The following is a 16,036-nucleotide window of genomic DNA, read 5'->3' on the forward strand; positions in this document are numbered from 1 at the left end:
CAAAGCAAGTTTTATTAAAATATCACCAGCTAATCATCTTAAAGTAAGAAAAACTAAATATCTAAACCAATTTATAGTTACAAATTTTAGCTACTTTTGTAGCTGTAAATCAGTGCAAAAATCCTAAAATTTCTATATTTTAACGGCAAAATGCCTATTTTATAAGTAAATCAAAATCTATTTTTAGAAATTTGCAAAAACAACCAAATACAAAAGCAATAGCTTAAACCAAACCAAAACGTAAATGACAAAACGAAACATTATTTATAAATTTCGTTTTGTCTATTTATATTTTGGTATCACTAAGCGATATTTACGCCAAAACTAAAGCATTAGCACTCAAACCGCTTATACACACTTACCACTTATACCCTACTTCAAACCAAAGCTGACGACCCGGCTCATAGACGGTATAAGTTTTTGTATTTTTACCAACACCGTCTATAAATTTTCCAGCAATCACCCTGCGATTTAGCACATTATAGGCTTCTAGATTTACAAAAAATGCTGAGTTTTTTACAGCACCAAACTCAAACCCAAGCTTTGCATCCCAGTTAAATGCTCTGCCAAAATTTACATTCTCATATGTCGCATAGTCTTGTCCGTCTAATTTTGTAATACCAACTCTTACTATGCTCTCGTGCTTACCTCGATATGAAAAGAAATTAGATAAATTTGTTTTAATTTTCGTAAATCCAAGATTAATTGGCGAAAATTTATGCATAGTAAGCAGTTTTATCTCCCACGGCTCGTTAAAATCAGCACTTGGTAGGGAGTTGCGATCTATAATTGCGCCGTTGTATATAACCTTGTCTATATCTTTCGCGGAGCCGTCATAGTCTATGCTATAAAAATCACGCTCTAGATAGTTATCTTCAGTATTATAGTTACGCTTAGTGTCTATATAGTTAAAGATTAGTTCAAATCCATGCGACCCATAAAACTCAAAGTCTTTTACACTAGCAAGCTTGATCTCATATATATCGCTTCTGCTCTTTCCGCTATTGTCATACTCAAAATAATAGTTATCATAATTTGGATTATAATGTGGATTTGGACGCAATGGATTGTAATAATTTGGCATATTCCAGTATGATTTTGCTCTCACTTCCTTTCTTCCATATCGTTTTATAAATTTAAACGTAGCGTCGATATTATAAATTTGTTGCTTTAGCCCAAATGCTAGTTCGTCATTGTACGGTACATCAAGATTGCTTTGTGTGTATCTTGGTAGGCTCCCATTGCTTTTACATACAAAGTCGCTTCCATCATATACGGTCGGGCGCTCGCAAGTATATGCTAGTGAGTTCATAGCATTTCTTAGAGCATATGAAAAGATATTTCTACCATGATAGCGATTGGCTCCAAAATTTATCTTAGTTTTTTCATCGCCAAATACATCATAAGTTGCTGAAAATCTTGGCGAAAATGTTGTTTGATTATAGTAGCTCTCACTATCTATTCTAGCACCTATTCTAGTCGTTAAACGCCCTATTTGCATCTCATCTTGCACCCAAGCACTAGTTTCATTTATACTAGCCTTTGCTTTGCCTTGATATTTAGTATATTTATGAAAAAAACCACCATGTGTACTACTGAAGCGACTAGCAGGTATGCCACTTGCTACTGATGTAATATCATCTATACATAGCTTGTCATCAGCCCTACATGACTGCCCAGCACTTAGTGGCTTAAGAAATGCCGTTCCGGCAGTAAAAAAGCCAGGAATTGCATACTTGCCAGTTTTATGAGCTAGTTCAACACCCATGCTAAACGTGTGATTTACGCCAAACAAATCCACAGGGTTAAAATTTAACTCACCTTTATATGAGTAAGTTTGTTGTATTTGATCTATGTCGCCATAAGCACCCTCAGCCGAGTATGTCCCACCCCAATTATGATGATTTGTAGTTGGCCATGTGATGAAGTTTTGATGCGATGCATCTTTTGAACTAATTAAACGCGAATAGCTAAATAAATTTAAAAGCTCAAAACTATCTCCTTCATAATCAACCCCTACACTGCCTATAATACCATCTGTTTTTATATCAAAATCCCCATTTTTTGAGAATGTATTTGCATGAGTGCTGTGAGCTGGCGTATAAAGAAACGATGGCGTGACCTTAACCCTATCACTTGCATACCAAATACCCTTTAATAAATAATTATCGCTTCTTCTTACTTGCTTATTGTATTGTGGCTCACCATTAGCTGGAAAATAGGCTGAGCGTCCGCCCAAATTTACTTTTAAAAACTGCGAACGAGTTTGCGAGGCACTAAAGATTAAGCCAAAATCATCACTTAAGTGACCTTCTAGCGTGAGATTGTAAATTCTTTTTGTAAATTCTGATTGAAGTTTTGGATTTGTGCTACTTTTATACTCTGAAAGAAGCTGATTGTCTATATAAGTTTTTAAATAAGTATCGCTAGTGTATTTGGTGCTGATTTTTCCATGAAAGCCCTTGCGCGGATCTCTTGTCTTTGCCTCCACTACACCACCTTCAAAACCACCATATTTTGCACCGACAAAACTATCATGCACGCTGATACTTTCAAGCAGCTCACTATCTAAATTTATGCCTTGCGATATAGAGCCAATGTCTGGCAAAGTCGCATTTGGAGAAAATTGGCTTTTAGTATTTAGTGCTGAGATGCGTGATTGGCGAGGATTTAGATCGTTATTGAAATTTACTCCATCAAGCAAAAAACTATTTTGCCAACTTGGTGCTCCGTTTATCGAGATATCATCAGGATCTATCTCGGCGGCGTTTGTTGATGTTCGTTGGGTAGCGTTGTATTTGATAGCTGGATTTAGCCTAAGGATTTGCGTTATACCCCCTCCCGTGGCAGGTAACGCCTCTATATATGAACGCTTTACTTGCGTGGTACCACCTGTGATATCTATACTAGATGAGAGTTGGTTTGTATGACTTTGTGCTGTTACATTAACATCATCGATTACCAAAACAATATCGTCATTACACAGCGACATACATACACAAAACATCAACAACGTGCCCTTTTTACACATATATTCTCTCCTTTTAAATTTAATAAAAATCAAATGATAATAGAAAAATTATAAAATTAATATTAATTATCATAAATATAATGTAAATAATTTCTGAAAGCATTATATAATCGTAATTACATTAAATAATAAATTTTAACTTAAGGCATATAAATTTATTTTTAACTTGTCTTTATAGTTAAAAATTACAATAAAATTTAATAAAAACTTTATTTTTTATTAAACCAAATGCAAAATTTATAAAATATTAATAAAATAAGGAATTTTTAGTTATCATACTTGATTTAATGTAGTTTCAAAAACTGTTTTAATTATAAGTTATGTTTTGTCGTTGTAAATTTACAAAAGCAAACGAGTAGTCTAAAATGCAAAATAATAAAGCTTAAATAAGGGAAAAATGAGCCAAATTGAAAATTTAATAAAAAACATTGTCCAAATGGCGTGGAGTTTAGAAAGCTTGGAGAGATTGGCGAGACTTTTGCCGGGCTTCGTGGTAAAAATAAAGAACATTTCAAAGACGGAAATGCAAAATATGTAACCTATATGAATATTTTTTTCAATAACCCTGCTACAAATTTACAAATTTCTGATTTGGTGCAAGTTAAAACAAATGAAAATCAAAATTTTATAAAAAAAGGCGATTTTTTAGTTGCTGGAAGTTCTGAAAATTTAGAAGACAGTGGTATGATTTCTGTGGTTTGCGAAAAGCCATTAGAAAATATTTATTTAAATAGTTTTTGCTTTGGTTTTAGATTTTATGATGAATTTGTAAATTTGTTTGAACCAAATTTTTTAAAGCATTATTTTAGAAGTAATTTTTTTAGAAATCAAATTCGTAAATGCTCTTTTGGTGTAACTAGATTTAATCTAAATAAAAATAAATTTTTAAATTTAAAAATCCCCATCCCACCAATAAAAGTGCAAAATGAGATTGTTAGGATTTTAGATAGTTTCGCCAAGCTAGAAGCAGAGCTAGAAGCGCGCCGCCGCCAGTATCGCTTTTACCGTGATAAACTTTTGAATTTTGACACACACACCGTAAAATGGGTCAGCTTGGGAGAGATTTGCGAGATAGTGCGTGGTGGAAATTTTCAGAAAAAAGATTTTTTATCAAATGGATTTCCTTGTATTCATTACGGACAAATTTATACTAAATATGGAATTTTTGCAAACGAAACAATTTCATTTGTTTCTGATGAAGTTGCAAAAAAATCTAAAAAAGCTCAAACAAATGATATTATTATGGCGATTACTAGCGAAAATGTTGAAGATGTTTGCAAGTCAGTCGCTTGGCTTGGTAAAGATGAAATTGCAGTTAGTGGTCATACGGCTATAATAAAACACAATCAAAATGCTAAATTTTTAACTTATTATTTTCACAGTAAAATTTTTCAAAATCAAAAAAGAAAATTAGCTCACGGAATTAAAGTTATAGAAGTTACGCCAAAAGATTTATTAAATTTAAAAATCCCCCTACCAAGTTTAAAAAACAAAAGCAGATAGTTGAAATTTTAGATAAATTTGATGCGTTGGTAAATGATTTAAGTGTGGGGCTTCCAGCTGAGATAAATGCAAGAAAAAACAATATGAATATTACAGAGATAAGCTTTTAAGCTTTGATGAGATTGCGTCAGAATGAAATAGTGTCATTCTAAGCCGTCCGTTTGTCATTCTGAGCGAAGCAAAGAATCTTATGATAAATTTACAAATTCTGAGATTCTTCGCATTTGCTTCGCAAATACTCAGAATGACAAAAATGACGAACGGACAGCTCAGAATAACAAAAAACAAATTAAATTTTCAAATTTTAAGATATAATCAAACTTATGAAAAATCAATATTATATATATTATTACAAATAAAATTCAAGGCACATTGTATATCGGCGTTACAAATAACTTAAAACGCCGAATTTACGAACACAAAAATAAATTATTAGATGGATTTTCTAAAAAATATAATCTTACGAAATTGGTTTATTATGAAATTTTTGATAGTGTTCAAAATGCCATACTTAAAGAAAAATATTTAAAAGGTAAAAAACGAGAATTTAAAATTTCTTTGATAGAAAATTTTAATCCAACTTGGAAAGATTTATATGATGATATAATCTTTTAGTTTTTTGATTTGTTTTAGATTATTCGCTTTGCTATGAGATTCTTCGCCTACGGCTCAGAATGACTATAAATTTATTATGAGATTATTTTCTAGTTTTGCTAGCCTAAAATGGCAATTTTGAAATTTTAACTCGTTTGCAATGATGGCAAATTCTTGGCAACGCTTGTCACTGTAAAAATGGCTTTGATTTTGCTTCTAAGTGTAATTTGAGTGCTAAGCATCTTACAATCAGCATTTGCAAAGCCAACAAGCACTTTAAGATTATAATGCTTTTATAGTTTGTTATTTGGATTTGATTTAAAAATTTTTATAGATTTTTCCAAATTTGAAATCTTGCGTTTTGGTGGTGTAGCGTTTGCAAAATTTATAAGTATTGGATTGTCATTTATAGCAATTTGCAAAACTGCACCAAGTGGCACAGTGACAGTTGAAGCATAATTTTGCTCTCCAAAACCAGCTTCAAAACTTATCTCATCATCACTTAAAACTGCACTATCAAATGTATAACCAGCCAACATAAAAACAATGGCTGGTAGATTAAAATTTCTTGAAACACTATCTGGCAATGGTGGAGAAAAACTAACAAGTGACAAATTTGTCATGATAGAAAAATTTATCTCATTTTCTAATAAATACTGCATACACTCATAAACGTGCATCTTCATAAGTAAGCCAAATTTCTCATCACCCAAAACCTTTTGTAGCATTTACAGCTCCTTAAATTCCTTCAAAAGTAGTCTTACTTGCTCCAAGCCAATTAACCAAAACTTCTCATCATCAACGTCAAAACCAAACATCGCTACTAAATCTTTTGGACTTTTAGATCCGCCACTACTTAAAAATTTAGTATAAATTTCGACAAAATTTTCACATTTTTTACTTTTATACAACCCAAACAAAGCCAAAACTAAAAGCTGTGCGTATGAGTAAGCATAGCAATAAAAAGGCGAATGTATAAAATGCGGTATATAACTCCACCAAATTTTATAATAATCATTTAAGCTAACACTCTTGCCAAACATTTTCTTGCTCTCATTTAGCCATATTTGATTTAGCTCATCTAGGCTTATTTCACCCTTTTTATCATGCACTTTGCGTTCAAATGTAGTGAAGTTTATCTGGCGAAAAAGTGTAGCAAAAATATCTTCAAGCTTTCGTCCTAGCAATGCTTGTTTTTGCTCATCATTTACCTTGCTAACAACATAATCAAACACTAGCATTTCACAAAAAACAGATGCCGTCTCGGCCGTGGTAAGCGGAGTGTCTGAGTTTAAATAACCAACACTATAGCTTAAATACTGATGTATAGCATGACCTAACTCATGTGCTAAAGTAAATAAATCCCTGCTTTCATTTGTATAGTTTAATAGCACATAAGGATGTGCATCGGCTGAGCCTGAGTGACTAAATGCACCGCCACGTTTGCCATCACTTGGATACACATCTATCCAGCCATTGTTAAATGCCTGTTTTGCTATCTCGCCAAACTCCGGCGAAAAATTATTAAAAGCTTTTAAGACGATATCTTTTGCCTGTTTATACTTATACTTTAGCCCATCATTGCTTAATGGTGCGTATCTATCATAATCATATAGATTTTTAAAACCTAAAATTTCACGCTTTTTTTCATAATACTCAGCCGAAATTTCAAAGCTATTCTCAGTTGCTTTTATAAGTGCATCTACACTTTTTTGACTGATTTGATTATCTAAGTGACGAGGGGATTCTGGCGAGCTAAAATTTCTAAGCTCACAGCTAGTAGCTAGATCGGTTTTTATCATATTATAGATATATCCTAGCAAATGCTGGTGCTTTTTAAGCTCATTTGAAAATACCTTTGAAGCAAGTTTTCTCTCGTCCCTATTGGCACTATGAAATTTACTTAAAATTTCCTCTTCGCTTAATAACTCATTTTTAAACTTAAATTTCATATTTGACATAGTTTCATCAAATAATCTTGCAAATGCCTGTGCTCCAGTGTTTGACGTGCGAAGCAATACCTGCTCTTCTTTTAAACTTAGCTGGTGAGCTTTATGTTTTTTTAAATTTGATAGATAATAAGCGTATTTTGGCGAGGCGTTTATAAAAATTTCTTGCGTTTTTTCATCAAGTTCGTTAAATTCAATCTCAAAAAATAGCAACTTCTCTTGAGCCTTAGTGCATTCTTCATCATATTTTGCATAAAATGCACCATTTTTAGTATCCTTTGCAAACACCAAAAACGCATATGTCATTACTTTTGAAATACAGCTTGTAAGTCTTTCATATTCGCTAAAAGCTTTGATAAACTCATCTTTGCTTAGCTTGGATAAATTTGTATTAAACTTAGTATTAAATGCTAAAATTTCGGATTTTAAATTTATTAAAAAACAATCAAGCGTCTTATTATCTTTAAATAATACTTTTAAATCCCAAGTCATTAATTAACCTCCCCAATGCCTTCTTTCATCGACGCAACAGCCGTAAATAAAACATCCGATGAGCTATTTAGTGCTGTTTCTACTGAGTCTTGTATAACTCCAATTGCCACACCAATGGCGATCATTTGCATAGAGATATCGTTTGGTATGTTAAATAGCGAACAAGCAAGTGGTATTAGCATAAGCGAACCACCAGGCACACCACTAGCACCACAAGCTGCAATAGCTGAAAGAACGCTTAATAAAAATGCATTTACAAAGCTTACACTTACGCTATCAACGCTATTTACTGCAGCTAGTGCCAAAACGCTTATAGTTATTGCAGCACCTGCCATATTCATCGTGGCACCAAGAGGAATAGATACAGGATAAATTTCTTCATTTAATTTAAGCTTTTTACATAAGTTTAAATTTACAGGGATATTTGCAGCCGAACTACGCGTAAAAAATGCTGTTAAACCACTCTCTTTTAAGCATTTAAATACAAGCGGATATGGATTTTTATTAAGAGAGAAAAATGCAATCAAAGGATTAACAACAAGAGCAACAAAAAGCATAACGCCAACAAGCAATAAAATCAACCTACTATATTCAATAAGCGACGAACCGCCACTCTCATACACACTAAACGCAACAATGCCAAATATACCAAATGGTGCTAAGCGAATAACAAAACTAACTATTTTTGTTATCGCATCAGCGACATTTGATATTATGTTTTTTGTTTCACTAGAAGCATTGCGAAGTGCTATACCAAAAGCAATAGCCCATGTTAAAATTCCTATATAGTTACCTGTTGCAATAGCATTTACTGGATTATCTACCACTCTAAAAAGCAGTGTTTTTAATATTTCACTTAAGCCTTGTGGCGTCGTGCCTTGTGCCACTTCAACACCCTTTAAAGTAAGCTCAACTGGAAATAAAAAACTAGCACCAACTGCTATAAAAGCAGCACCCAATGTGCCTATAATGTAATAAATTACAACATTTTTAAAGCCCTTTGAATTGCTATTAACATGCTTTGTTGAAATCGCTGCAACAACTAAAACAAATACTAAAATCGGAGCAACAGCCTTTAAAGTAGAGACAAACAAATCACCTAAAATTGAAACATTTATAGCTGTTTGCTCTATGGTTGAAAGTGTTCTTGTATCAGCAGTGCTTGTTTGATATGCTAAAAATCCAAGCAAGGCACCAAGTAAAACACCAATAATTATCTGTGTGATGAGATTGCCATGTTTGTATGATTTAGCCAGCCTTGATAATCCACTCATGAATAACCTTTTTTGAAAAATTTAAGCAAAAGTATAGCTAAATTAAAATTTTATAAAGCTTTAAATACAAAAAGCATATAATAAGCGTTTTAAAATTTAAATTTAAGGTAAATAAAATGTATTTATTCACATCTGAAGTAGTAAGCCCAGGACATCCAGATAAGTGTGCTGATATAATTGCAGATAATATAGTAGATAAAATTTTACAAACAGATCCTAATGGCAGGGTTGCAAGCGAGGTATTTGTCGCTGGTAAAAACGTCGTAATAGGTGGCGAGATAAACGCTAAGATAAACTTAAGTCAAGAAGATTATGAAAACATAGTAAAAGAGGCACTATATCATATAGGATATAAGGGCGAGGGGTATTTTACAAAAGAGCAGTGCTTACATCCTGATGATATTAAAGTAAGCGTTTATGTAAATCAACAAAGCCCTGACATAAATCAAGGCGTCGATCAAGAAAGTGGCGAAATAGGTGCTGGTGATCAAGGCATAATGTTTGGTTTTGCAAGTTGCGAGGCTGATGAGTATATGCCAGCAGCTATAACATACGCTAGATTATTGTGTGATAAAGTCTATAAATACGCAAAAGCCAATCCAGATAAATTAGGCGTGGATATAAAAACACAAGTTACTGTTGATTATGGTACAAAAGATAACTTTGAGAGTTGTCGCCCACAAAGCATACATACCATAGTTGTTTCAGCGCCATGTGTGCAAAGCATGGATATTGCAACACTTCGCTCATTAATTCAAAACTTAATAGACGATGCTGGTTTGCCAAAAGAGCTATACAATAAAGAAAAAACAATAATTTATATAAATCCAACTGGAAGATATGTAAATCACTCATCTCTTCACGATAGTGGTCTAACAGGACGAAAGCTAATCGTAGATAGCTTTGGCGGATATGCACCAATAGGCGGCGGTGCACAAAGTAGTAAAGACTACACAAAGGTTGATAGAAGCGGTCTGTATGCGGCTAGATATATAGCTAAAAACATAGTTGCAGCAGGTTTAGCTAAAAAGTGCATAGTCCAGCTAAGTTACGCTATCGGTGTAGCAAAGCCAACATCTGTAAGCGTCGATACGATGGGAACACAAGTATCTGGAGTTGATGATGATAAGCTATCTAGCTTTGTTATGCAAAATTTTTCCCTAACACCAAAATGGATAACTGAAAAATTTAACCTAAACAAACCTAGCAATGATACATTTTTATACGCAAAAGTTGCTGCGCTAGGACAGGTTGGAAACGCTAGTTACCCATGGGAGAAGCTAGATAGCGTTGAGCTGTTTAAGGGATTATTAAAGTAGCTTTAGCATAAAATAAAAAGCAAAATAGATGAATAAAATTTTAAAATTTTATAGCAATTTTCACCTATCCAAAAAGGTATATTTGCTTATACTTATAGCGTTTTGTTTTAGTGTAGTTGCAAGAATGTATTGGGTGTATTGGGCAAGTAGCTATGAACCATTTTTTTACAACAATGAGCTAATGATAAGCACAAACGACGGATATGCTTTTGCCGAGGGTGCACGTGATATGCTAGCTGGATTTCATCAGCCAAATGACTTAAGTTATTTTGGTAGCTCCCTTTCAACACTCACGTTTTGGATAGTAAAATTGTTAGACTTCAAGCTTGAAAGCGTTATGCTTTATATGAGTGTGTTTTTTAGTTCGCTTATAGTCATACCAATCATATTAATCTCTAACATTTACAATAACACCAAAGCTGGATTTTTAGCTGCACTTATAGCAAGTGTGGCTAATAGCTACTATAATCGCACTATGGCAGGATACTACGACACAGACATGCTTACTATCGTGCTTCCGTGCTTTATTATTTGGGGTTTAATACGTGTATGTGAGCATAAACGCCACAGCGATATTATTATCGCTCCAATTTTTATTATTATCTATCATTGGTGGTATGCGAGTGGCTTTACACTCATATCTGCTACAATCGGTCTTTTTGTGGCTTATACACTTATAACTGAACGTAAAAATTTGACATTTTATTCACAAATCGCCTTGCTTATTTTAGCTATTTCAAATTTCAATTTGCTATTTAAAATTTTAATTATTTTTGGTTTTTATTTTGTATTTTTATACAAAAACCATCTTTTTAGCTTTAAAGCCATAATGGCATTTTTATCTATTAGTATTATTATTTTTATAGCTGGCGGCGGTCTAAATCCTATCATTTTTCAAGCTAAATTTTATCTTTTTAGAGATAGTAGCGAGATAGCAAACATAAGCTTTAAATACTTTAACGTAAATCAAACAATTCAAGAATCAAGCATAATACCATTTGAGCTGTTTGCCAAACGCATAAGCGGACATGTAATAACATTTATACTTTCGTTAGTAGGCGTGGTTTATCTATGCATGAAAAATAGGTCATTTTTACTTAGTTTAGCCATGCTAACACTTGGATTTTTGGCACTTAAAGGCGGTCTTAGATTTACGATTTACGCGGTGCCTATTATGGCGATTGGATTTGGATTTTTTATCACAAAATTACTTGAAATTTTAAAAATTAGTAAAAATTTTGTCTTTAATACCTGCTTTATTGCAATAACCATTTTAGCACTTTTCCCAATTGCCATTCATATACAAGGATATAAAATTTCGCCAGTTTTTATGCAAAGTGAAGTTGAAGTGTTAGATGAGTTTAAAAACATAGCAGATAGAGAGGATTATGCTTTGGCTTGGTGGGATTATGGCTATCCTATACGCTATTATAGTGACGTAAAGACACTTATTGATGGTGGCAAACATCTCGGACGAGACAATTTTGCTGTAAGCTTTGCCCTTGGTGAAACTCAAACACGTTCAGCAAACATAGCAAGACTTGAAGTAGAATATACCGAACGAAACTTTACTGAAAAATTTGGCACCAATTTATCAAAAATGTTGCAAGATTATAATATAGACGACGTGAATGAATTCTTATCACAACTTGATAATAAAAATTTCAAATTACCTAAAAAAACTCGTGATATTTTTTACTTTTTGCCAGATCGTATGATTTATATCTACCCTACAATCTTGCAATTTTCTAGACTTGATTTAAAAGACGGTAAGCAGTATTCAAATCCACTGTTTTTTATCAGTGAAAATTTCTCACAAAACAGCAATTATATAGATATGGGCAGAATTAGACTCTTTAACACGCTTGATAAAATCGCAATAAACAATGAAATTTTAAACATAAATACATTTATTGAGACAAAATATGATGAAAATGAAAAATTACAGATTAAAAAACTACAAAATGACACAAACTCAAATATTTATGTAATTTTCATGAGAGATTATGGCCGTTTTTTAGTGCTTGATGAGTCAATGTTTAACTCTACTTTTATAAAACTTTTTGTGCTTGAAGACTATGATGAACGACTGTTTGAACCTGTTATTTTAGATGGAGCAGCCAAAATTTATAGATTAAAAAGGTAAAAATGATAAATTTTGTCTTTAGAGCTTATATTAAAATAGAACAAAGTTATGCTTTATGCCATTTATTAAGCTTAAAAAATGCTATTTTAAATCAATTAAAAACACTTAAGGCTGGAATTTTACTACACACCAATACATTTTTTAATAAATATCAGCGAAATTTCAAAGAAAGTTTTTAAAGCATGGCTAGGATTGGATTTTTATCTCACGCTGATATGAGCATTTATTTTTTTAGAAGTCCGATTATGCGTGAGCTTAAAAGGCTTGGACACGAAATTTTTGCGATCTGTCCGCAAGGCGATTTTATTAAGCGGTTAAAAAGTGAGTTTAATGTCATTACTTATGAGCTTGATAGGGCGAGTTTAAATCCGCTTGTGGTGCTAAAAAATAGCCAAAAACTGACTGAAATTTTAAAAAGTCTAAATCTTGACTTGCTTCAAACCTCAGCTCACAAGTCAAATGTCTTTGGCACATTTGCCGCCAAAAAAGCAGGCATAAAACGCGTGATAAATTTAGTCGAAGGGCTTGGCAGCTTTTACATCGATAATGATTTAAAGACTAAAATCGTGCGGTTTGGTATTGAAAATTTATATAAAATTGCTCTAAATTTAAGCGATGGTTGCTTGTTTGTAAATGATAGCGATCCAAGCTATTTTGAAAGCAAAAATTTGATAAAAAAAGAGAAAATTTTTAAGATAAAAAGCGTGGGCGTAGATAGCGTGAAATTTAACAAAAGTGCCGTAACTGCCGCCGATCTAGGGCAAAATTTGCATGGCAAAAAGATCGTGCTAATGATCGCTCGTGCGATGTGGCATAAGGGTGTGCGTGAGTTTTACGAGGCAGCACAGATTTTAAAGCACCGTAAGGACTGCGTGTTTGTCTATGTTGGTGAGGGATTTGATGGCAACAGCTCGACAGCTGATATGAAATTTCTAAATAGTGGTAATGTCTGCTATCTGGGTGCTAGAAACGATATCGCCGAGCTTTTAAAGGCATCTTATATGCTAGTTTTGCCAAGCTACAAAGAGGGCTTTCCACGCACGATTTTAGAGGCGATGAGTATGAGCCTTGCGGTGGTGGCAAGTGATGTTGCAGGGTGTAATGAAGCCGTGCAAAATGGCATAAATGGGCTACTTTGCAAGGTCAAAAACTCAGCCGATTTAGCTAGTAAGATAGAAATTTTACTTGACGATGAAAATTTGGCAAAACAGCTTGGAGCAAATGGTCGTGCGATGGTTGATAGTGAGTTTGACGAGCGAGTGATCGCACAAAAATATATAGAAATTTATAGGAAATTTATCGATGTATAGAGCATTTTTTAAGCGGTTTTTGGATATTTTGGGGGCGATTTTTTTAATAACGCTAACTTTGCCGATTATGATAGTGGTTTGGTTTTTGATTAAATTTAAGCTTAAAACCAATCCAATTTTTACGCAGTCTCGCCCCGGCTTACACGGCAAAATTTTTAAAATTTATAAGTTTAAATCAATGAGCGATGAGCAAGACGAAAGCGGAAATCTCTTGCCTGATGAACTAAGGCTTGGTGAGTTTGGCAAAAAGCTGCGTGGGCTTAGCCTTGATGAGTTGCCACAGCTTTTTAATGTGCTAAAAGGCGATATGAGCTTTATCGGTCCGCGTCCGCTTTTGCCTGAGTATCTGCCGCTTTACACCGCCGAGCAAGCCACTCGCCACGATGTGCGTCCAGGCATAACTGGACTTGCACAAGTAAATGGGCGAAATGCAATCAGCTGGGCGAAAAAGTTTGAATACGACGCCTTGTATGCTAAAAATTTAAGCCTTGCACTTGATGTCAAAATCGCCCTTTTAACTATAAAAAAGGTCATCAAAAGGGATGGCGTCAGTAAAGATGGCATGGCTACGACTGAGAAATTTAACGGACACAACTAGGGGCAAAAATGGCTAAAATTTACATCTACGGCGCGAGCGGTCATGGGCTAGTCGTTGCCGATATCGCAAGGGCTGTGGGATACGATGAGATAGTGTTTTTAGATGATGCAAGTGATGTAAAATTTAGCCCAAATTTGCCAAAAGCTGACATCATCATCGCTATTGGAAGCAACAAGACAAGAGAAATTTTACAAAACAGGGTAGAGGCGACTGGATTTAATGTGGTGAGCTTAGTTCATCCAAGTGCTGTTATTAGCCCAAGTGCTGTGATTGAGCGTGGTGTAGTCGTGATGCCAAATGCTGTGATAAACGCAAAAGCCATTATAAAATGCGGTGCTATCATCAACACAGGTGCTGTGATCGAGCATGAGTGCGTGATTGGCGAGTTTGCTCACATCAGCCCAAATGCAGCCCTTGCTGGAAATGTAATCATGGGAGCAAAAACTCACATCGGCATTGGCTCAAACGTCATTCAGGGTATAAAAATCGGAGCAAATTCTCTCATCGGTGCAGGAAGCGTCGTGGTAAAAGATCTACCAAGCGATATAACGGCGTATGGGGTGCCAGCTAGGATTAAAAACAAAAAACTTTAAATTTTATTTCTTAAGTTATGTTTGTTTTAAATTTTAACAATACAAATCTATACCTTAACTTGATTTTAAGCTAATAAAGCAGAATTTTTAGCCATTAAACCTAGCGTTTCGTTTTTAGTATCAAAAATTTATAAAAATTATCTAAATCCCAAAAAATCCACGAGCAAAACCTAAATGTTTAAATTCCAACTATCCACGCCATTTTTTTCCTTATTTTAAAATAGTATCAACAACCAAGTCTTTGACGATAACAACGGCTTCATCTGCTATTGTATTTTTTACTTTGCCCTTTATGGTGCATTTTTCATCTCAATTAACTTTTGCAAAGGTATTAGTCTTTACAAATTCCCAAAAACATAAGTAAAGTTAATGCAAATAATGGTACCGCAAAAATGCTATCCAAATCATTTTTTATATCCTTTTTTAGCTTGTTTTATCATCTTTTTTGGTAGCTTTTTTAATTCGTTTGCTTATGCCATTAAAACTTTTCTTGGTTTTAAACAGTGTTTCAAGTGTTTTCATGCATATGACACCGCTAGCAAAAGTTATAGCATAGGCGATACCGTCAGCTATCACAGAAGCAGCTGGACTACCAATAAATGGTAAAAAACTTAAGGCGGTTGTTGCCGCAATGCTTGCAACAGCATAACCAGCCAAGTTTGTCGCCACTCCAGTTGCCACACTTTTTAGGATATTTTCAGAAAATTTTAAACCGATTTTTCATTTATACATACTCCATATAAAACCAGCCGCCGTTACAGCCATAACTGTCGCATCAATCCCCAAAACCAAGCCACCTGCTACACCAGCAGTCGCGGCACCCTTGGCATGAAATTTACTATATCTGCTATCTTGCAAGGCAAATTATCATCTGCAACAAACTCATCAATGGCTTTCATGGTATTTTGCAAATAAACAAGCCCTTGAAAAGGACTAAGCGAGATATGGCGTATCATCTTGACATCGATGTTGCCACGCTTTATAACTAGCGTAAAAACAAGCCAAATTTATATCGTATCGTAATGCTTGGGTTTAAATTTAATAAAGTCATACAGCAGAGCAGATCAAACTACGAAGAGCTATCAAAAATCAATGATATCATAAAAAAACAAAGGATCATTTTAACTTAAAGCTCATTTTATTTGCTTTAAGTTATGATTTTACTGATGAAAAACAAGTATATTTATCGTTATTAATTTAAGAAGCCAAATTTAAAGAATTTTGAAA

Annotated in this window: 13 protein-coding genes and 1 pseudogene; 8 read left to right on the forward strand and 6 right to left on the reverse strand. The window is 33.9% G+C overall.

Annotation, left to right across the window (positions count from 1 at the left end):
• Positions 1–358: 358 nt before the first annotated feature.
• Complete coding sequence (locus LQU93_RS08765; protein WP_229933511.1) at positions 359–3,031, reverse strand: TonB-dependent receptor; 2,673 nt, start codon at positions 3,029–3,031, stop codon at positions 359–361.
• Between the two features lie 441 nt (positions 3,032–3,472).
• Between LQU93_RS08765 and LQU93_RS08770 the strand changes: the two genes are divergently transcribed.
• Positions 3,473–4,534 (forward strand): restriction endonuclease subunit S, encoded by a 1,062-nt coding sequence (locus LQU93_RS08770; protein ID WP_336245597.1) that lies wholly within the window; start codon positions 3,473–3,475, stop codon positions 4,532–4,534.
• A gap of 348 nt (positions 4,535–4,882) precedes the next feature.
• The gene (locus LQU93_RS08775) at positions 4,883–5,149 is read left to right on the forward strand and encodes a GIY-YIG nuclease family protein (RefSeq protein ID WP_336245598.1); all 267 of its coding nucleotides are present in this window, start codon (positions 4,883–4,885) and stop codon (positions 5,147–5,149) included.
• Between the two features lie 272 nt (positions 5,150–5,421).
• Here the strand turns inward: LQU93_RS08775 and LQU93_RS08780 are convergent, their stop codons facing one another.
• The 3 genes from LQU93_RS08780 to sstT are packed head-to-tail and all read right to left on the reverse strand — an operon-like array spanning position 5,422 to position 8,843.
• Positions 5,422–5,856, reverse strand: a complete 435-nt coding sequence (locus tag LQU93_RS08780; protein ID WP_229933513.1) for a hypothetical protein — start codon at positions 5,854–5,856, stop codon at positions 5,422–5,424.
• Positions 5,857–7,569, reverse strand: a complete 1,713-nt coding sequence (locus LQU93_RS08785; protein WP_229933514.1) for a M3 family oligoendopeptidase — start codon at positions 7,567–7,569, stop codon at positions 5,857–5,859. It abuts the gene before it with no gap.
• Entirely contained in the window at positions 7,569–8,843 is a 1,275-nt protein-coding gene (gene sstT / locus LQU93_RS08790; protein WP_229933515.1) for a serine/threonine transporter SstT, read from the reverse strand. The genes LQU93_RS08785 and sstT overlap by 1 nt, the downstream gene beginning before the upstream one ends.
• A gap of 116 nt (positions 8,844–8,959) precedes the next feature.
• Here sstT and metK point away from each other — a divergent pair, with 116 nt between their 5' ends.
• The 5 genes from metK to LQU93_RS08815 all read left to right on the forward strand — a co-directional run bounded on the left by metK (position 8,960) and on the right by LQU93_RS08815 (position 14,809).
• Positions 8,960–10,162, forward strand: a complete 1,203-nt coding sequence (gene metK / locus LQU93_RS08795; RefSeq protein ID WP_229933516.1) for a methionine adenosyltransferase — start codon at positions 8,960–8,962, stop codon at positions 10,160–10,162.
• A gap of 28 nt (positions 10,163–10,190) precedes the next feature.
• On the forward strand, positions 10,191–12,308 hold the full coding sequence (locus LQU93_RS08800) for an STT3 domain-containing protein (RefSeq protein ID WP_229933517.1): 2,118 nt from the start codon (positions 10,191–10,193) through the stop codon (positions 12,306–12,308).
• 182 nt (positions 12,309–12,490) lie between these two features.
• Positions 12,491–13,618 carry a glycosyltransferase family 4 protein gene (locus LQU93_RS08805; protein ID WP_229933518.1) on the forward strand — a complete coding sequence of 376 codons (1,128 nt, stop codon included), beginning with the start codon at positions 12,491–12,493 and terminating at the stop codon, positions 13,616–13,618.
• Entirely contained in the window at positions 13,611–14,216 is a 606-nt protein-coding gene (locus LQU93_RS08810; protein ID WP_229933519.1) for a sugar transferase, read from the forward strand. The genes LQU93_RS08805 and LQU93_RS08810 overlap by 8 nt, the downstream gene beginning before the upstream one ends.
• Before the next feature lie 8 nt (positions 14,217–14,224).
• Complete coding sequence (locus LQU93_RS08815; protein WP_229933520.1) at positions 14,225–14,809, forward strand: acetyltransferase; 585 nt, start codon at positions 14,225–14,227, stop codon at positions 14,807–14,809.
• A gap of 423 nt (positions 14,810–15,232) precedes the next feature.
• On the opposite strand, the gene LQU93_RS08820 is transcribed toward LQU93_RS08815, so the two are convergent.
• Complete coding sequence (locus tag LQU93_RS08820) at positions 15,233–15,478, reverse strand: hypothetical protein (protein WP_229933521.1); 246 nt, start codon at positions 15,476–15,478, stop codon at positions 15,233–15,235.
• 51 nt (positions 15,479–15,529) lie between these two features.
• Positions 15,530–15,667 (reverse strand): hypothetical protein, encoded by a 138-nt coding sequence (locus LQU93_RS08825; RefSeq protein ID WP_229933522.1) that lies wholly within the window; start codon positions 15,665–15,667, stop codon positions 15,530–15,532.
• Positions 15,668–15,753: 86 nt separating this feature from the next.
• Here LQU93_RS08825 and LQU93_RS08830 point away from each other — a divergent pair.
• Positions 15,754–15,939 (forward strand): annotated as a pseudogene (locus LQU93_RS08830) (transcriptional regulator).
• The last annotated feature ends 97 nt before the right edge of the window (positions 15,940–16,036 follow it).

Source organism: Campylobacter majalis, assembly GCF_905120465.1.
In the GTDB taxonomy this organism is placed as follows: domain Bacteria; phylum Campylobacterota; class Campylobacteria; order Campylobacterales; family Campylobacteraceae; genus Campylobacter_A; species Campylobacter_A majalis.